The sequence below is a fragment of the bacterium genome, assembly GCA_019637795.1.
GTDB lineage: Bacteria > Desulfobacterota > Binatia > HRBIN30 > CADEER01 > JAHBUY01.
Genome location: JAHBUY010000005.1, coordinates 522,541 through 538,925 on the forward strand (window position 1 = coordinate 522,541; position 16,385 = coordinate 538,925).

Annotated in this window: 16 protein-coding genes; 12 read left to right on the top strand and 4 right to left on the bottom strand. The window is 60.6% G+C overall.

From position 1 onward, the window contains the following. The first annotated feature begins 63 nt into the window (after positions 1–63). Positions 64–1,227 (top strand): hypothetical protein, encoded by a 1,164-nt coding sequence (locus tag KF840_19330; protein ID MBX3027061.1) that lies wholly within the window; start codon positions 64–66, stop codon positions 1,225–1,227. Positions 1,228–1,242: 15 nt separating this feature from the next. After that, positions 1,243–1,566, top strand: coding sequence for a hypothetical protein (locus tag KF840_19335; protein MBX3027062.1), 324 nt, complete (start codon positions 1,243–1,245; stop codon positions 1,564–1,566). A gap of 224 nt (positions 1,567–1,790) precedes the next feature. On the opposite strand, the gene KF840_19340 is transcribed toward KF840_19335, so the two are convergent. Then, positions 1,791–3,815, bottom strand: a complete 2,025-nt coding sequence (locus KF840_19340) for a PQQ-like beta-propeller repeat protein (GenBank protein ID MBX3027063.1) — start codon at positions 3,813–3,815, stop codon at positions 1,791–1,793. 781 nt (positions 3,816–4,596) lie between these two features. Then, the gene (locus KF840_19345; protein ID MBX3027064.1) at positions 4,597–5,931 is read right to left on the bottom strand and encodes a hypothetical protein; all 1,335 of its coding nucleotides are present in this window, start codon (positions 5,929–5,931) and stop codon (positions 4,597–4,599) included. 577 nt (positions 5,932–6,508) lie between these two features. Between KF840_19345 and KF840_19350 the strand changes: the two genes are divergently transcribed. Continuing rightward, positions 6,509–6,736 (top strand): helix-turn-helix transcriptional regulator, encoded by a 228-nt coding sequence (locus KF840_19350; protein MBX3027065.1) that lies wholly within the window; start codon positions 6,509–6,511, stop codon positions 6,734–6,736. 1,036 nt (positions 6,737–7,772) lie between these two features. Here KF840_19350 and KF840_19355 read toward each other — a convergent pair. Beyond that, positions 7,773–8,471 (bottom strand): hypothetical protein, encoded by a 699-nt coding sequence (locus KF840_19355; GenBank protein MBX3027066.1) that lies wholly within the window; start codon positions 8,469–8,471, stop codon positions 7,773–7,775. 1,100 nt (positions 8,472–9,571) lie between these two features. On the opposite strand from KF840_19355, the gene KF840_19360 reads away from it, so the two are divergent. From KF840_19360 to KF840_19390, 7 genes are all read left to right on the top strand, one after another. Further along, the gene (locus KF840_19360) at positions 9,572–10,231 is read left to right on the top strand and encodes a hypothetical protein (protein MBX3027067.1); all 660 of its coding nucleotides are present in this window, start codon (positions 9,572–9,574) and stop codon (positions 10,229–10,231) included. After that, positions 10,228–10,461 carry a hypothetical protein gene (locus tag KF840_19365; protein ID MBX3027068.1) on the top strand — a complete coding sequence of 78 codons (234 nt, stop codon included), beginning with the start codon at positions 10,228–10,230 and terminating at the stop codon, positions 10,459–10,461. Before KF840_19360 ends, KF840_19365 begins: the two co-directional genes overlap by 4 nt. Before the next feature lie 2 nt (positions 10,462–10,463). After that, complete coding sequence (locus tag KF840_19370; protein ID MBX3027069.1) at positions 10,464–10,661, top strand: hypothetical protein; 198 nt, start codon at positions 10,464–10,466, stop codon at positions 10,659–10,661. A gap of 66 nt (positions 10,662–10,727) precedes the next feature. After that, positions 10,728–11,429 carry a hypothetical protein gene (locus KF840_19375; GenBank protein MBX3027070.1) on the top strand — a complete coding sequence of 234 codons (702 nt, stop codon included), beginning with the start codon at positions 10,728–10,730 and terminating at the stop codon, positions 11,427–11,429. Positions 11,430–11,436: 7 nt separating this feature from the next. Then, on the top strand, positions 11,437–13,050 hold the full coding sequence (locus KF840_19380) for a type IV secretory system conjugative DNA transfer family protein (protein MBX3027071.1): 1,614 nt from the start codon (positions 11,437–11,439) through the stop codon (positions 13,048–13,050). Positions 13,051–13,102: 52 nt separating this feature from the next. Continuing rightward, positions 13,103–14,170: a replication-relaxation family protein gene (locus tag KF840_19385; GenBank protein ID MBX3027072.1), complete on the top strand. Its 1,068-nt coding sequence runs from the start codon at positions 13,103–13,105 to the stop codon at positions 14,168–14,170. Positions 14,171–14,275: 105 nt separating this feature from the next. Beyond that, positions 14,276–14,842, top strand: a complete 567-nt coding sequence (locus tag KF840_19390) for a hypothetical protein (GenBank protein MBX3027073.1) — start codon at positions 14,276–14,278, stop codon at positions 14,840–14,842. A gap of 142 nt (positions 14,843–14,984) precedes the next feature. Here KF840_19390 and KF840_19395 read toward each other — a convergent pair whose 3' ends face one another. Further along, positions 14,985–15,518: a hypothetical protein gene (locus tag KF840_19395; GenBank protein ID MBX3027074.1), complete on the bottom strand. Its 534-nt coding sequence runs from the start codon at positions 15,516–15,518 to the stop codon at positions 14,985–14,987. A gap of 375 nt (positions 15,519–15,893) precedes the next feature. Between KF840_19395 and KF840_19400 the strand changes: the two genes are divergently transcribed. Continuing rightward, complete coding sequence (locus KF840_19400; GenBank protein ID MBX3027075.1) at positions 15,894–16,100, top strand: hypothetical protein; 207 nt, start codon at positions 15,894–15,896, stop codon at positions 16,098–16,100. Positions 16,101–16,123: 23 nt separating this feature from the next. Then, a complete protein-coding gene (locus tag KF840_19405) occupies positions 16,124–16,357 on the top strand; it encodes a hypothetical protein (GenBank protein MBX3027076.1) in 234 nt (77 codons plus the stop codon). Positions 16,358–16,385: the final 28 nt, after the last annotated feature.

Consider the following 16,385-nt stretch of genomic DNA (forward strand, 5'->3'; position numbering starts at 1 on the left):
CCCGTCGCCGACCCGGCCGCGAATGCGGTGGTATGAAGAGCGAGAGTTGTGTACCGCATGCCTATGCCCTCCCGTCGCTCTTGGTTTATCGCAGCACTGCTAATAGCCCTCGTCGGTGGGAAGGAGGCGCTCGCTGCCGAGGTCACTATTCCGCTGGCAGAAGCGCAGGATTCGCTCGCGACCGTGGACCTGATCCTCCTTCACGAGGGTGTCGTATCAGCAACCGTGGAAGGTAGCCTCGATTTCGTTTCGCCACTTCGCATCCGTGCTGGAGACAACGGAGCGCCGCAGTGTTTGCCCTCCAAAGCGGACAGCGTGATCGCGGGAACCTTCGCGTTCACGCCCCCGGGATGCACTGGTGAGGAATGCACGGGCGTTCGGTTCAGCTTAACCTTTTCGCCCCCTACGGACCGCGATATCGGGTTCGCACGCTGCAATGTCGAGCTCGCGCCGAAGACGCCGCCCGGGTTTTACGAGCTGCCCCTGCACGACGTGCGGATGGGCGATGCGGACCGAAACGTGATCGAAGCACGAGCGGTTAGCGAGGGTGTTTCGGTGCCAGAACTGCCACGGCAAGCGACGATCGTGATCGATACCATCGAGGGGCGCCCGGGCGAGGTGCGGTATCTCGACGTAGTCATGGATACCACGGTCGCGGCACGCATCGAACGCGTCGGAATGACAATCGTTGGTGACCCTCACACTGTGATCCCATTCGCCGAGGATGATCGGCATGCAGTGTGCGAGGTGAATCCAGCGATCGACAAGAACGACAGTGAGTTTTACGGATCCCGGTTCGGCGGTTTTAGCGCCGAGATTTTAGGGAGCTACCATCTCATCCCGACGGGTTCCCGCCTCTTCACGTGCCGCGTTGAAATTGCAGAGGATACACCACCTGGACGATACCCACTCACCTGCCTCAGACGCGACGCTTACGACACCACCGACGGATTCATTTCTACGAACTGCGTATCGGGTGCCGTCAATGTGCTTCCTGGATTGCCAGGAACTCCAACGTCAACCCGCATTCCGACGCCCTCCCCTGAAGCGGCTGCGTCACCACCAGCCACGATGACCGTGCGGACATCGTCCGGCAGCGGCTGCGACGTTTCGTCGGACGCGGGAAATGGGTGGGGTCAGCTGCTGGTAATGGTTCTTGTCGCAATCCCTCTCTCGAAAAACGGCCAACGCGCCCTCCTCGCTGCGACCCGGGTTCTTCGAGGGTGAACCCGAGGACGATCCATGCCTTTCTGGAAGCTCACGCCTATCAATCCCCATCTGGGGGATTTTCGTGGTGAGATCGAAAAAGCATTCGGCTTCGTCATTCGCGCCCAGACAGAGCATCAGGCGCGCACAATCGCGAATGCCCACTCTGGCGTGGAAAAGGGCCCCTCCGGCACAGATCATTACGGGCAGATTGGCGGGAATCCCTGGCTCGACAACGCCAAGACACACTGCGTACAAGTCGCCCCAGACGGTCCCGATGAAGTGGTGCTCCGTTCCGCTTCGACTGACCAGGTGGAGGCGCTCGTCGACCCGTTGCAACCACTGAAGCGGATTAGGTGAAGCGCGCTCGCGTTGCTGCACCGCATCGCTCGCTTGAGGCTCTGTGCGCTCCTCTCGAGCCAACTTCGCCCGCAAATGCGCCTTCAGTCGTGCGACGCACTATCGCCTCATGCATAGGCAATCTTTCGCTCCTGCGACGGTCCGGATGGCAGCCGTCAGGGTTTTGCCTTTCGGTGGCGAAGCCTATTGTCTTTGATCTATCTCCTGTACCCCGCCGCCGGCGGTCACTGTCCGAACGCGTACAGTGTACCGTTCCTCGCCCCCACGTAGAGCGTCCCGTCGGATCCGATCGCAGGTTGCGTGTCAATCACACTCCCTGTGTCAAAACGCCACTTCTCGGTCCCATCTGGGTTGATTGCGTAGACTCGGCCGTACGACGTTCCCACGTAGACGTTCCCAGCCACATCAACGACCGGCTGCGGGTTGCGCTCAAACCAGTTGCTCCCGTCCGGATTGAGATTCAAGGACCACAATCCGGCCCCATCAGAAGCACGTTCCGCAACGAGATCGTTGTAGTGACCGTGGTAGACAGTGCCATTCTGGAACGCCGCGATCCCCCCTACCACGGGGAAGTTCCGGTGTGCCCACTGCTCCGTGCCGTCAGCGCGAACCGCGCGGAAATCTCCGACGAAGGTCACCCCACTGAATCCGCCGTCGCCAAAGTACAGAGTCGAATCTGGGCCGATGACGGGACCGATCTTCGTTGCCAAGTAGTCGCCGAGGTGTACGCGAGCCCCGGTTGCGGGGGCGAATTTCCAGAGCGACGGAGCAGTAAAGCCGATGACGCCGCCTGAAAAGACAAAGACTTCTCCCGATGTCGCCACACCCGGAATCCCAACGTAGCCGCTGTCGGAGTCACGCCACCGCTCTGTTGCGCCGGTCGCGGCAGGATCAATGACCAAGATTGTTCCGGTGCAAAACGGACAGCCACCCGTAATTCCTCTGCTGTAGATGCCGCCATCTGCGCCGTGCACCAGTGTGCCGAACCAAAAAGGTGGGTCAGGCGTGTAGTCCCACCTTGGTTGGCCATCCGACGAAAACGCCCTGAGGACACCCTGTATGTAGCAGGGTGGCGAACAGATCACCGTCTCTCCAGTCGCGTACAAGGTGCCGTCCTGCCCAACTGCGGGATTCGCTACACCGGCGACGCTCCACGCGAAGCTCCCGTCTGCCGCTAGCGCATAGAGAAACCCGTCAGACGAACTGGCGTAGACTTGCGAGTTTAGGCCGACGACTGGGGAACTCGTAAGCGAACCGCCCATAGCCGCGACCCAACGGACGGCGCTTGTGTGCGGGCCGACCACGTCAGCGGCTCCGGTGTGACGCGAATTCCTCCCGTACATAGGCCATGCGGGGGGCACTACGAGGAGCTCCGTCCGGGTTGCGGTTGGCGTGCACGTCGGCGTGGCCGTCGGTACCGCAGCACATTCGTCGCCCGCGCAGCCAGCCGCACACTGATAATTGTCGCCCCAGGTCAGGCATCCGGATCCGTGATCAGCACACGTCTGCCGTGTCAATCCGTCGTCGAGGCAACGCATCCCTCCAGCGGTACAGTCGTGATACGCGCACGCGCTGGTGTTGAGTGTGCAGTCCGAGTTGCACCGCAGCGCCCCGCATTGAAACCCGAGCGTCGCGCAGCTGGTACCGCCGAGGTCCGATCCATCGCATTGCTCCGTGTCATCCCGGGTGCCGTCGGCATTACAGGCGACTCGGCACTTCGCCGCCGTTGCCATAGCGTCAGCCACCGCAGTTGCCTGGATCAAAAACTCCTTGGCCGCGTCGACGACAGTATTCCGTGGTGGCAGGTCGGCGGTGAAATCGAGTGAGAACAATGCGAACCGAAGTCCGTCTTTGATGGCAATTGCGTTGACGATTGCCGTCAAATCCGTGGGCACACCGAGCTGGCTCGCTACTGCGTTAAGGTTAAAATCGGTCTTGATTAGCGCGGTTTCAAGTTCGGATATTACCGCCACTTGATTAATACCTTGGGCCTTGCTGAAGATCGCCGCGGCGGTGATGAAGTTCAGCAAGACCTGAGCGCTCTCGATCGTTAAGGTAGCGGCGCACTTCTGGGGTTTTCGGTGGACTTCGGCACAGCCGGCGACCTCACTTACAAGCGTCGTCACGCCTGTTCCTAACGGCTCGCCGAACAGCGGGTTAAGCGCCTTCGTTAGCGGACCTCCGGAGCCCAACAAGACTACGTCGTAATCGCCACCCACACCCTTTCTCACGACCTGCGCCGTCTTCACGACGTCCCTTAGAAGCCGAAGGGCCGTGTTGGTGTCAGCTATGTTGTTCGCCGCATCGTATTGGGCGCGCGTCGTGGCCTGGAGCAGCCGGCCACGCGAAGGTTCTCGCTGCGCGGTGCATGGCGCGCAGCTCGCACCGGTTGTGGACGGCACCGGCCATGGTCGCGGTCGCGGCCAAAAAAGCGAGTGCCGTGCAGAGTGCGCGAGCTTTCGTGATACCCCCTAAGGCAGTGCTGCCATTGGCGACCGTCTATCATGGCCGTAGGCGGGTTGACAAGAAAGATGACCTTCAGGCACTACCGCGATCCCTTCCCCGACCGCGCTCCTTCGATTTGATCCGCCACGTCGAAAAGCATCCACCCATAAAGATAGCGAGCATGGTCACCGCAGCCCATACGATGCCCGTAACGGCGACTACTGCTGCGAACTCACTGAGGCGGCGGGGAAGAATCAGCGAAATGATCAGGAGCACCCCACACGCGATGAACAACCCCCGCGGCGATGCCTCAATGCCGGCGAGATCTGGCAATGTGAATGCGTACCACAGACGGTCGGGTAAACTCGAGACCCATCTCAGCCGCCTTTCTTTAGTCAACTCCCGCCAACTGTTCTTCTGTCCGTCTTTCATAAAGTAATAGAACTATAGAAAACATTATAGCATTGTTTGTGACTACGATTGTGATTAACCGCGATTGTAAACCTACGCGCACACCTCTCATTCTGTTGCCGAGCTCCTCCAGACAATCCGACGCCGGATTCGCCGATCGTCGGGGATTCGCGACTACGGGCCGCATCCATTCAACGCCGCCCCTACCGCGGCCACAAGCTCATTCACGGTCACGGCGCCGTCCTCGTTCTGGTCGGCCGCGCTGCAGATGGCCAGGCCCGCCTGCCCGAGCGCGATGCCTACCGCTCGCACGAGTTCGCTCACCACGACGCTGCCGTCACCATCGCAGTCACCGACGCAACGAGATGGTTCGGGTCTGCGTGTGGGCGAGGCATTGGGTGATTGTGTCTCGCTTGGGTGGACGTCTGGTGTCGCGGTATTGGTAGCCGCGGACGTCTGAACTACCCTTGGAGTCGGTGACGCCGTTGCAGTGGCCGTGCTGAGCTTCTGTCCGCCGGAACAAGGAAACCCAGCAACCGTCAATCCCCAGAGGCGTGCAGTGAAGTCGCCGGCGCCGATCTCTCCACGCACGGTGTTCGTCTTCGTATCGATAGCAACGACCCGTGATCCACCCTCACAACGTGCTCCACCATCACAGTTCTTCAGACCAAATACAAACCGCCCGTCCGGACTCTGATCAAATGAGCCATTCGCCGGATCCACGATCCCGGGCACACTGATAAGCACACGATCGGTACTGAGGTTTATGACGTCTACCACCCTGCTGCACATCGCGTATAGGCGGTTCTGCGAAGTACTCTCTAATAGCCCGAACACACTGCGAGTTGGGCTATCTTCGGCGGAGCAGACGGGGATAATGGCGTCGATCCTATTCACGCCCGGTTCAAGCACACCGATAGCGGCGTGGGTATCATCTCGGAATGCGATATAGAGCGTTCCGTCGCTGCCAATCATTGCGTTCTCAACATATGTAGAGTCGCTGGTCAGCATGGGTGTCCGGATGGAATCGATTAGCTGATGCGTTCCCAAATCGATTATAGCAACTGCTCCACCCGCACCCTTCACGCCGACGTACGCCTGGGTCCCGTCAGGAGAAACCGCGATGGACTCGGGGCGCGCGGTCGTACCTAGGGACACCGATGGGCCAATAATGGTGAGCGTGGCGACATCGAGCATGATCATCTCGCCGCCGCTATCGCCTACACGGGCCGCTGCATAGGCAGATTTCCCGTCCGGCGAGAAGACAATCGCCATAACTTCGTGAGCGACCAGTACCGACGCTATCACGGCGTTGAGCCTGGTATCGACGGCGACGACGCCGTGATCGAACTCCCCAGTTTCTCGGGGAATCTCGACGGATACTAGAAGTCTCGTTTCATCTCGTGACTTCGCAATCAATCGTGGGAAACCTGGGAGCAAGATCGGCGTCGCGGAATCGTTATCGAACGCGACCAGACGCGCACCCTCTCGATACGAGCTTACGCCCACATACCCGCAATACGGTGCGAGTAGGCCGTCTGGCGTTCTGGTTATCGATGGTGTCCATGTCGGCGTCGGCGTCACGGTCGGTGTGCTACTGAACGTCGTTGTTGAGGTCCGCGTAGCCGTCTCGGTCGGCGTAGCGGTCACACTTGGAGTAGGCTGATCTATCAACTGGCATAGGAAGGGGACATCGCTAGCAATGCTTTCACACGACCGCGGTAGCGACTGGGCAAGACAGCCCCAGCCGGCGCAGACCGCCTCACAGGCTGGGGCTAGCTCCGGGAAGACGCCATTCGGTTGGGAGTAGCAGACCTGCCCAAGACACAATTCGCCACTACCGGGTGCACACCCGCAGCATTCCGACGCCTCGAGGCGGATGGACACACCGAGTATCGCCAGGATGGGTATGAACTGTCGCGGCTTGATCATTGTGCCCCTCTTGCCGTCCGGCCGACACGGATTCGCCCGATCGTCGTCCCTGAAATTCGACCAACCTCGGTGAGCGGCAACGGTGAAGTCCGCGTCAGGCGAGTAAGAACCTGTTTTGGGTTTATCCTGATCCGGGATTATTTGGCAATGCCCTGTGACGAGATCGGTTTTCACGGGGCGGTACGAGCGGCTGCGCAAGCTCCTCGTGGGTGCGCGGAAGGCCGCCGGAATGACCCAGGCCGAGCTGGCCGCAAAGCTCAGGCGGCCGCAGTCCTACGTTTCAAAGTACGAGCGTGGTGAGCGGCGGCTGGACGTAATCGAGTTTCTGGAGGTGGCGAAGGCCGTCGGGGCGGACCCAGTGGCGATCCTGCAGGAGATTTGAAGCGCTGCTAACGATCGGGCGAGATTCCAAGAACGTTGAGGATGGCGATCCGAACGTGCCACGGCCTCGGTCTTCAACGCTCAGCCCGAGCGTGGCGGAGAGCCTGGACAGGAGCGGCCCTGGGTGGCGCTTATACCCGGCAGAGCTGCCGCCCGCTACTGAGTCGGCAAGAGTCTCGTGGGAGCCGGCGTCTGGTAAACCCTCGGCCAATCTCCAGCACCACCACCGCTGCCGTAGCCGACATAACATACTTCTAGCTTCCCGCCGTCGTCGGCGAACACAAACGGATAACTCTGACTCAACCGATTGTCTTTCCGCGAGAGTGTTAAGTGATACCCACACCGAGGAAGACCTCTCATGCGCGGCATTACGACCGCAAGCATCTCATCCGCTGGCCAAGGTCGGTCGCAAGGCAGAGAGAGGAGCGCCCTGTTTACCCGAACGGTCAACACTCCTTCCGGCGTTGCATCCCAGACGATTTGGGTCGGCTTCTCACTCCACATCTCAGTAAGTGTGACCAATATTTGGCTTTGATCGACGCCCATCAGATCCGGTCCCTCAAGCTGCAGCGCGACGACATTTGCCTGGCTGTCCACCGTCTGACAACCAACGGCATCCGGACGGAGTGGATAGCGAAAAGTAACTGTAGATACGACTTGTCCAGTCCACAGTTTCATCAATTGTTCCCACAGAAAGGGAACGGCGGCGCGAGCCACTTCAACACCCGTAATAATGACGAATGTCCATGTGGCGACCTGTACCAGCCTGCGCATTCGCCACCCACGGCGTCGGCCGCCCGGTCGTTCTCCTGCCCTGACAGTCCGAACGGTCCCGCCAACATCATCAATCGCCTTCTCCCGATCCACATATTCTGCAAATGCTTCCTCCTGCGCCTCACGGAACGCGAGACCAAGCTGCAACCGTAGCCAGGCGAGGCGCTCAGCCTCCTCCTCCAACTGCCGGCTCACCTCGGGAGTGACCCGCTGCTTGAACGACCTCCACGTCATCTATGACTAGTTACATGAGTAGTGCGCTGCTACTCTTGGTCAGGGAGTTCAAGATAGTAGCGGAGTCCGTGCCGCACTTCTGACATGGATTCGTCATTCACAAGTCCGACGCGCTGCCCCATGCGCGCTCGCCAATCGACCGTATATATCTCCTGGCAAATCGCGAAGCCAAGGCTCCGGGCGCCGTTGCATTGCTCTAGTTCAATGAGCTTATATGTCTTTGCCGCCTCCCCGGCCGGATACTGTTGATCCTGGAGGATAAGAGGTACTACGGTGATGTGACCAATCGGCCACGGGGACTCCATCCCTTCCCTGCCTGCAGGAACGAAGGTGTCCGGCTCGTTCCATCGTCTCTTCCGCGTCAGGTGCTCTCGCAATACATCAATACAGGTCGATGATACGACGAGACACAGCTGCTTAGGGCGGTGAGGAAGGTTCATCTGAAGGACATCACCCTCCTTGTATGGAAGAAATGGTGTGGGCAGCTCCCCATCCCAATGACTCAAGCCGATTGCGCCACCGACAAGCACCTGTAAGCCGCTGTTGAGATTCTCCACTGCGAGCGGCAGGAGCCGTCCACATCGACCCTTCCAGTCTACATCATCGAGATCACCGAGGGTTGCTCTATACGGATGGTGCGGGGCGTTTGCTTTCGGGACCTCAACGTAATCCATGCGCATGTGCGGCTGAACAGCGAAAATCGTGAAGATTGCGGCGCAGTCAATCACGGACCCCATCTCCGCCCATGGCCGCTGCGGGTCGTTTCGGAATATCTCATACCCGTGTCCGCTGGCGTTAGGCGCACCACCCGGTTCAGCTGGGTCCGGTGGATAAACGGTCGCGGCCCAACGTTCCAAACGGTGGATCCTATCCTCGCGATACCTTGTCCAGATCGCTACCGTGGCCCTTCCGTGCTTGTTGAACTGATCCGCCGAGATTACAACGGCCGGCCGCCATCGTTTCTCAGCCTCTAAGCCAGTCTGGGGACGTTGGCTCTTTCGGTCAAACAATCGAACGTCCCACACATCGTTCCGTCGTGGATAGTCCGGTATCATAAAATTAAGGACCGTCGGAATTTCCCGACGGCCCCCTTTCCCCCTGCCATTAATCCTCTTTCCGTTGTTCGTGGTATGTGTCTACAGCCTCCTCCTGCGCCTCACGGAACGCGAGACCAAGCTGCAACCGTAGCCAGGCGAGGCGCTCAGCCTCCTCCTCCAACTGCCGGCTCACCTCGGGAGTGACCCGCTGCTTGAACGACCTCCAGACACCCATAGTGGGCACCTCCCTTCCCGTTCAAGGGGTGGAGCGCGGAACGAGCCGCGTCCTCGTACTGCCTAGCATAAGCACAGCTTATATGTCAAGTATTGGAGCTGATGACCCCTAATCGCGCTGACTCGGCGTCGGAATGCGTCAGCGGAAAATCAGTTGCGCCGAGACGGGTTCCCCCGTAGATATCGGGTGCGATGTAGAGCTAGCAATTCCAGATAGCTGTCTCTTGCCGGCAAGAGGTCCTTCCAATCACGGTCGAAGGAGGAAGGATGCCGCAAGAGCAAATTAACGATCGCAAGTGCCGCGCCTATGAGGCTTTCGGTGTATACTGTTCGAACTTCGTAGCGCCCGGCTTTCGAAAGTACTGCTTCCAGCATTCCCAGCTTGCCAGTCGGCTATGGAAGCGACGGGAGCGACAACCAGGCGGCTCATACTACCGCGATTGGCGCGATCGCGATAAGGCATCGATCGTTCAGTACTCGCGGGCATCGCGCCAGCGCCGCCGCAGGCGAGCGGTCCTCGCTAGCGAATATCGGCAGCATGGCGAGGAGGCGTGAGGATGTCCGCCTCCATCGAGCCTGAATCGTGCCCGGCTTGCGGCACTTTCCACTTTGCGAACTGCGCTGGCTGCGAAACCTGTTGGAAGGGCTACCGCCGGCGGCAGATCCGCGACAGCCAACGTAGACACCGAGAGTCCGATCCTCACCACGCGGCGCGCGTGGATCGGGCTGCCGATCTATGGCGGCGCTGGCGCGCCGGCGACCTCCTCCCCTTGATCGCTCTTCACGTGGCGACTCGCACGTGGTGGACAATCACGTCGCGGCGCCACGACGTGATCGGCGTCACGCCCTACATCATTGACCGGGTGTTTCCCGGGTTTGCAGCGGCGCTCGATGCTTTTCCAACGACCGCGACACTGCTGGTTATCACCCGTGCACCGCTCCGACTGACCCACTTTCCGTTTGCGCAGTGCCGTGAGGATCATACCGCGGTAGATGTCCTGATCAGGCTTGCCGCTGGCACTCCGATGAAATCGAAGACCGACGGGCGACCGGCTCACCAGGTCACCGAGATTCACGGCGGCTGTCAGTCCTGCACGGCGCTAATGCGCACGGTGAACGTGCGCATTCAGCCGATCGGCGGAGAGGTATCGCGCGCACCCCGACGTACGCCCGTGCGACGCCCCGCGACCGCATCGGGCGACGATACGGCACGATGACGGTGCGCTTCTGGCCGCGTCTCGCGGTCGCTCTCTGCAGGAGCGCGGCGCTCGCGCTGGTCGTCGCGCTGTTTGCGGCGATTCGCAGTGCAGCCGTCGACTACCTCCTGAACTACCTCAGCGACGGCGATCGTCTGCGGCAATTCATAATCGTCACCGCAACTACCCTGATCGCAAATGCCCTCCCGTTCCGAAATTTCTCGGACGGCATAACCCGAAAGGAGAAGTGACAATGTCCATCCTCCGAGGAGCAATCGGCCTGTTGGCCGCAGGAACCGCTGCGGCGGCCTATCAGGCGGCCAAGAACTCACGGCGCGGCGGCGACGCGCTGGGCGCCGCTGTGGTCACCGCCACCGCGGCCAGCGTCGCGGCGCATGCGCTCACGGGCGAGGTCCGTGAGCTGCGCCACCGCGTGCGCAGGATCGGCTGACGCGGCACTGCACGTCGGGTTGGCGTGGGCGGAAGCTCACGCCAACCCGCCTTCCCGCAAGCGATAATGGTATCCACTCCTCCTCGATCTATCCTCGCCGAATGGCTCGATGAAGCGATCGTCACGCTCCACGCTATCATCCTCGTCTCCGGACCACTGTTGATCGTCAAAGTATTGATTGATCTCGACGATCTCCAGCGACCAATCGTGCTCCGGCAATTCGTCGCGCCCCTCTGCGCCGCGTCGCTCCTGTTGTCGATCGCCTGGCAAATCGCGACGACGCACACTACCGGCGCGGTTTGGCTTGCCGTGGCGGGGCCGGCAATCATCGTCTGGGACGGCACCGCGCAGCACGTATTCTCCGTGCTCCATGCGGCCGCGGTCGCCAACGACGATCCTGCGTTTCTCGTTCTCACGCTTTTCTTCGGTGCCTGCTGCTCGGCGCCGTGGCTCTTGGCGCTGGCGGTTGGGTCATCGCTACGGCAACGCAAGACGCCACATGATTTACCTGCGCCGGCACCACTCGAACCAAGGGACGCCGACGAAGCGCCGGCGGCGCCGCTGACGCAGTTTGAAACGGCGGCGGCCATGCTGCGCGCACAGGCGCGCAAGCACGATGGCGGTCCCGACGCTGCCCGCTTCATTCGGGCGGCGGCGGAAATCGAGACCGCCGACACCGTCGCGAAGCTTCGCGACATTCTTGGGACCCAATTCAATGACGAGACGATCAAAGAGGCGCTCCGTCGAGCGGGAATCCGCGTGGAATGAGTTCGAGTTGGCCGCGCTGCGGGCGCTGTTCTTCTTGGGACACCTTCCTGGAAGACCGCTTTGCCCAATCATCTATCCGCGTGAGCCGAAGGAGCGCCCGCACCTCGCGTACTACGGAACGACGCGCAGCGGGAAGACCTTCGGTATAGAATGGGTACTTCGCCAACTCTGCGAGAATCGCAACGCTGGGTTTGCATACGTTGATCCTCACGGGTCGAGCTACTGGCGGATGGCGTCGTACCTTCGCCAAATGGGTGTGACGGATCGCGTTCTCTACTGGGACCTCAACGACCCGGAATTTGTAACCACGTACGACCCTTTTTCCATTGAGGGGCAATCCCCCGCCTACATTGCTGGGAATCTGACGGCCGCACTGCTCGCGACCCTCGGGCGGCAAGCGGGGGCTGCGGATCAGCCGCATCTCAAGACGACGACTGAAGCCGGGCTGCTCTCGCTGTTGACGCTCGGATTGCCCTTCGCGCTGGCGCGCCACCTCTTTGATCCCCAGGACACGCGAATCAAGAAGGCAATTACCGAGCGCTTGCAGAGCTCCACTATGCTCGGGGCGATCGCCGAACTGCCGCGGCTTCTCGACCGCTACCATGAACTCGCCGCTCCCTTTCGCCGCTTCGACAACCTGTTCCGCGACGAGCGACTGAAGCTCACCTTCACCACTGCCGGCCTGAACTTCCGTGACCTCATGGACGAGGGCTGGATCATCCTCATCAATGCGGAACCCAAGGATCAGTACGACGAGGCCGTCACCCTCTTCATCCGACTGCTCGTCAAGACGATGTTCATGGCGGCCAAGCAGCGGCCGAAGTCGGACGAAACACGACCGTTCTTTCTCGCGATTGACGAGGCGAGCCGCTACCTCACCGCGGACACCGCCAGGATCCTCGCCGAGACAGCCGGGTACGGCCTTTACCTCCTTGTGGGGATGCAGTCGCTCGAGCAGGCGCGCCTAGAAAGCGAGGAAAGCTACGTGGCCCTCCGCGCCAACGTGAACGGCGAGATCGTAATGCGCATTATCGACCATGAGGAAAAGCTGTACTTCGCTCGGCGCTTCTTTGGCGACCGTCTAGACTTCACCAGGATCAAACACGAGGAGTTCAGTACCTCTGCCATTCCACGGGTGGTTGGCCGAACGACGTCCTCTCACTCGGAGTCGGTCGATGAGAACGATCGTTGGACTGTCTCCGATTCGGAGTCATCCGGATACGGGATCGACTACGACTACCGCGAGAATCGTACCGTGTACTTCTACACAGCCGACGAGCTGGAACGCATGGACGCGAGCCGGTTCAGCGTCCGCGACGAGGGGCAAGCGCAGCGTTTCGGCATCGTTCGCGTCAATGAAAGCCCCCCGACGGACATCGAAATTCCGGCCATGCCGCCACCATCATACTCACGCGACGAAATGCAGACATGGCTGAGAACGATCAAGCAGAACCAAGCGGCGACCCTTCCGCTCATTGAGGCGCGGCACCGCTTTGACGCGCTTCTTCAACAGCACGTAGAGTTACTCACGTCTAAACATTTCGAGCCCGAGGAGGATGAATTACCCAGACCATCACGACTCAAGCCACGGCGGACCAAAAAGAATGCTCCCGAAGGGTAGGCACGGGCGCCGCGACAAAGCCGGACGCCTCACCCCGCGGCGAGTCAGCGACGTGAAGTTACAGCCCGACGATCTCTTGATCCTAGAACTGCTGGCCCAGCATCGCCTGGTCACGTCGCGCCAGTTGTTCCTCGCCGTTGCCGGCGACAGGAACGCCCGAGCGTTTAGCTACCGATTGCGCCGGTTGTTCGACGCGGAATTTGTCTCACGTCCGCGACATCAGATGCTTCCTGGTGAGCCGGCAAAACCATTCGCCTATGCCCTCGGGGTGAATGGCCACCGCCACCTCTACCCCGCACAGTGGAACAGTCCGAACGGACATCCGCGTGATTGGCGGCAACGGGATCGGCGCATTCGCCCACAGGCCATCGCTCATGAGGTTCAGCTCACCGAGTTCTTGCTGGCGCTGCGCCTCGCGGCCGAAGCGCAAGACTGGACGTTTCGCTGGTCACTGGGCGATGCGTTCCGGGCGGAGACCGGGTTTGCGCGCATCGTTGAGATAGAACCAGCGTACGGCAGCGCCCTCACGCTTCCACTGAACCCAGACGCGTTTGTCACGATCGACACAGGCGAGCATCGGTATCGCTGGTTCGTGGAAACGGATATGGGCACGGAGCCCGCCGAGCGCAACGACTTGAGGCGCTCCAGCGTCCGCCAGAAGCTCCTTGCCTACTGGCAGCTCAATCAGAGTGTCTTGCGCCGATACGATCGACGCACGGACAGTTTCAAAGTCTTCTTCCTGACCACCACAGAAGAGCGACTTCACGGCTTGCGCGCCGCGGCGCAGCAAGCCGACGAGAAGAAGAAGGGTTCGCATTTCTTCATGTTTTCCACCCATGCTCGCACTTCGATGGAGGCAGCCGACAGCCTACTAACCGATCACGTGTGGTGGACGGCACGCGCCGGATACGACAATCCGCGTACCTTGTTCCTGTCTCCGTGCGCGAGGTGTTCGCAGCTTCTCGATCCCAGCAACGAACCCTACGAATCATTCGACTCGGATCCGCGACTCGTGTTGGCGCCGGCGTCCACGCCCTTGCCGGATATCTTGCCGACCGAGGAACTCCGTTACGCGCACACCGACTGCCCCGCACTCCGAGCGAATGGACGGGCCCGTTGAGACGCGCTTGGTCTGCACCCCCACCCTGGTCCACTAGGCCAACCCGTTTAGGACGCCTCCCGGCACTAACCACTCCTCTATTGCCGTGCTATCAATGCAAGACCGATGGTCGCGGAACACGACTTTCCTATCGGGGAACTCCTCCCTTTTTCGGCATTCACAGACCGGGGCATCAAGCCCTTCCATGTCGCACCGAAAGTCAGAGCGACCATCCGCCCCCATCAAGTGTTCTTTCTTCCGGTGCCGCCGCGCGACCTCGCTGGTGATCCCAGTTTCATGAACTACCGCCGAATCGAGCTCGCCCTCGACGCTCGTCGGCCGAAATCCTATCCAAGCCGACGCACGGCCTGGTTCGCCTTTCCTTGCCGCGCTTGTGCGGAGTGGTTCCACGGAGCGTGCCGAGGAGGCAATGGCAGAATCGGGCACCTCTCGGCACGCGGGGACACACCAACGATCGTTCTTGATTTGGTGTGGAGAAATATCGCCGCAAACTTGCGCGACGAGAATTGGCGGAGCATGGATTTGGCCGACCACTTGAAGGAACCAGGATTTCGGCCGCTGAACTACAATGAAGCCCTCACCCGCGTGGTCAATGCCTATTGGAGTGGCATGCTGACGCAAGATCCGCGCCCCGAAATGCTTGTCGGCGGTCCAGCCAGTCTCCAACTCTGACATGCCCTACTGTGTGTACTGCTGCGAGATCACCGGCGGGTCGGAATCTATTGAGCATCCTCTGCCCGAATGCATCGGTTCCCCAATCACTCTCCCACCCGGAGGCTGCTGCAATCGCTGCAACAACTATTTTGCCGGGAAGCTAGATCAAGCGCTCTGCGAGCATCCTCACCTGAGAGCCTTGCATGTCTACGGAGGCGTGCCTGGCAAGCGGGGTCGATTTCGCTCCACCGTGGTTGACGAAAAGGGCTTTCGTGTAGCCTACGATATCCGTCAGAATCACCACGACATCTTCGCTAACGCGAAGTACCTCGAACGGGATGGGAATCGTCTTCATTTCAACGTTCCCGGGAAGCGAGGTGATCACTCCCTTATTTCTCGCGCACTTCACAAGGCTGGACTTGGATGTCTCGCGGCCATGGAAGGCTGCGATGTCGCCCTGCACGCTCGCTTCCATCCCGTTCGCGATTACATCCGCCGGCCACGCCAAGGCGAGACGTGGCCTTACCTTCAGCGTTTCGTAAGCAAAGCTCGTGGACAGAGTGAGTTGCTGCAACTGGCCCAGTCCCCGTGCCGGGTCTCGATCGAGGCTACGACGGGGGTGGTGGTGTTCGACCTCGCGGCTGTGGAGTTTGCAGTGGCTCTCCACGGGGACCTCTATCGCTTCCAGCCCCATGTCGTTCTGTCCCTTGTGGCCGCCGCGGGCCGAACCCCGGCATGGCTCCTACAGCCACGCGCCGAGTGGTGGGCACCGTAGCCCTCGCCTGATTGTTTCTCTTACGCTACACTTCATGGAACCAGCTCACCGACGATTGCCGATCTTCGTGGATTGACGTTCCCGCCAGGCAGGCGGCTGCGAAGGCGCCCACAGGCTTCGGTGTGGTCGGACTTCCAGCCGTCAGTTTTCCGAAGCAAACTGATCGGCAGCCCCACGGAGGGGTGGGGGTTTCGGCGATCGATTTGGCTGGTCTTCCTTTCAAACCAAAGGCCGCCGCGACGCCGCGTCATCAGACGCGGTCCTGCCCAAGCGGCGGCCGATATTCATTCGTCTATGCTTCGAATCCACCAAGCGCGGCAATCTGAGCGAACGGCCGCCATTGCGCTCTTCGAGCGTGAACTCGCATTCTATCGGGCCGATGCGCCGTATCTCAGCGTCGAGAAATGCGCCGAGCGATGTGAGCGGTTGTCCGCGATCCTCGCCGCCGTTGCCATTCTTCAAGGCGCCGCCGTCGCCGGGAGCACCGCCGTCCCCTACTAGCTTCCTCTAATCACCTCTCACCTATGCCCGAACCCCTCACCGTCGAGGCCTTCGAGAAATTTGAACGGCACTTCGACGAGACCATGCGCTCGATTGCGACTACTCTCGGCGATCACACCGAACGCCTTGAGCGCATTGAGCAAATCCTTTGGCGCGGTCAGCGTCTTGAGGAGGCCGAGCGCCGAATTACTGAGCTCGCGAAGACGGTCGGTCGCCCGGACCTCGCGACGCCGTTCACAAGACCCATCGGCGCTTAGCGTCGCCCGCCCCCGCGGCTCGACGCGA

Excerpts from the sequence above, each read along its gene's own strand:
- KF840_19330 (MBX3027061.1), top strand. The coding sequence starts at position 64 with ATGCCCTCCCGTCGCTCTTGGTTTATCGCAGCACTGCTAATAGCCCTC.
- KF840_19335 (MBX3027062.1), top strand. The coding sequence starts at position 1,243 with ATGCCTTTCTGGAAGCTCACGCCTATCAATCCCCATCTGGGGGATTTT.
- KF840_19360 (MBX3027067.1), top strand. The coding sequence starts at position 9,572 with ATGTCCGCCTCCATCGAGCCTGAATCGTGCCCGGCTTGCGGCACTTTC.
- KF840_19365 (MBX3027068.1), top strand. The coding sequence starts at position 10,228 with ATGACGGTGCGCTTCTGGCCGCGTCTCGCGGTCGCTCTCTGCAGGAGC.
- KF840_19370 (MBX3027069.1), top strand. The coding sequence starts at position 10,464 with ATGTCCATCCTCCGAGGAGCAATCGGCCTGTTGGCCGCAGGAACCGCT.
- KF840_19375 (MBX3027070.1), top strand. The coding sequence starts at position 10,728 with ATGGTATCCACTCCTCCTCGATCTATCCTCGCCGAATGGCTCGATGAA.
- KF840_19390 (MBX3027073.1), top strand. The coding sequence starts at position 14,276 with ATGGTCGCGGAACACGACTTTCCTATCGGGGAACTCCTCCCTTTTTCG.
- KF840_19395 (MBX3027074.1), bottom strand. The coding sequence starts at position 15,518 with ATGGGGCTGGAAGCGATAGAGGTCCCCGTGGAGAGCCACTGCAAACTC.
- KF840_19400 (MBX3027075.1), top strand. The coding sequence starts at position 15,894 with ATGCTTCGAATCCACCAAGCGCGGCAATCTGAGCGAACGGCCGCCATT.
- KF840_19405 (MBX3027076.1), top strand. The coding sequence starts at position 16,124 with ATGCCCGAACCCCTCACCGTCGAGGCCTTCGAGAAATTTGAACGGCAC.